Below are 1,286 nucleotides of genomic sequence, written 5' to 3'. Positions count from 1 at the left end.
CTACTGAACTACTGAACTACTGATAGCAAAGCTTGGCGTAAGCCATACTCCTATTCCCTATTCCCTATTCCCTATTCCCTATTCCCTATTCCCTTTTAACTGTCACCTGTCACCTCTTAAGACACCTGCAACAAATAGCTCATACAGTGACCCATTAAGAAATAGACTACTAGCATGGCGGCAGCAGCTATAGCCACCAATGTACCAGCTAACATCAAGGAAAATTCTTTGCTTTCGTAGGCTCTCTCCATCAGGTGTAGCGACCAGGCTACCAGCGCCACATCAAAAATTAAAATAGGGATCAACATATTTCTTAATATTTCTTAATACTAGTAAACTAATATTAACATTGTTTTGGGTAACTGTGTCTAACCTGGGAGAGATGTAGTTAATGGCTACATCTTTTATTAACAGGGAATTCGCACTGGAATAGACCTTTCTTGCAAATAAGTTTTAATTTGTGCCACGCTTAATTGTCCATAATGTAAAAGAGATGCCAATAATGCGGCTTCGGCCTTGCCTGTGGTTAAGGCATCGTGGATATGTTCACAGTTTCCTGCACCACCAGAGGCGATAACGGGAACTTCCACAGCTTGGGCGATCGCTCGCGTTAACTCTAGGTCATAACCAGCTTGAGTGCCATCCGCGTCCATACTTGTGATTAACAACTCTCCAGCCCCCCGTTTTGTGACTTCTTCTGCCCAATACAAGGCATCAATACCAGTATTTTCTCGGCCTCCACGCACATACACATCCCAACCTGGGTTTTCGGGGTCGAGTCTGCGTCTGGCATCAATAGCCACTACAATGCACTGATTTCCAAAGCGATCGCTCGCTTCATTGATTAAATTTGGGTTGCGGACGGCCGCAGAATTAATACTAACCTTGTCAGCCCCGGCTCGTAACAAACCTTTAACATTTTCTAAGGTTTGAATTCCACCCCCTACAGTCAGCGGAATAAAGACCTGTTCAGCAGTCCGGTAAACCACATCAATAATCGTGTCCCGGTCTTCATGAGTTGCCGTAATATCCAGAAACACTAACTCATCAGCACCGGCTTCGTTATAAACCTTAGCCAGTTCTACCGGATCACCAGCATCCTTAAGGTCAACGAAGTTAACTCCTTTTACCACTCGTCCCGCCTTGACATCCAAGCAAGGTAAAATTCTCTTAGATAACATAATATTTTTTTCACTCCTAGTATTTGCTCGGAATTTAAATTGTAAATGTAATTAGGTGATTGATGATAAAAGAATAGGGTGTATGGTGTGGGGTGTGGAGGAAGA

2 protein-coding genes are annotated in these 1,286 nt (G+C 43.5%); both read right to left on the bottom strand.

The annotated features are described in order from the left end of the window. Positions 1 to 116: 116 nt before the first annotated feature. Entirely contained in the window at positions 117 to 308 is a 192-nt protein-coding gene (locus tag A0J48_RS26395; protein ID WP_200327536.1) for a hypothetical protein, read from the bottom strand. A gap of 99 nt (positions 309 to 407) precedes the next feature. Continuing rightward, positions 408 to 1,181, bottom strand: coding sequence for an imidazole glycerol phosphate synthase subunit HisF (gene hisF, locus A0J48_RS26390; protein ID WP_200327535.1), 774 nt, complete (start codon positions 1,179 to 1,181; stop codon positions 408 to 410). Between the last annotated feature and the right edge of the window lie 105 nt (positions 1,182 to 1,286).

The sequence above is a fragment of the Sphaerospermopsis aphanizomenoides BCCUSP55 genome (assembly GCF_001586785.1).
GTDB lineage: Bacteria > Cyanobacteriota > Cyanobacteriia > Cyanobacteriales > Nostocaceae > Sphaerospermopsis_A > Sphaerospermopsis_A aphanizomenoides_A.
This window is presented reverse-complemented; position numbering and strand designations above follow the sequence as displayed.

What these genes read in the sequence shown, in the direction of transcription:
- hisF (WP_200327535.1), bottom strand. Translation starts at nt 1,181, where the DNA reads ATGTTATCTAAGAGAATTTTACCTTGCTTGGATGTCAAGGCGGGACGA.
- A0J48_RS26395 (WP_200327536.1), bottom strand. Translation starts at nt 308, where the DNA reads ATGTTGATCCCTATTTTAATTTTTGATGTGGCGCTGGTAGCCTGGTCG.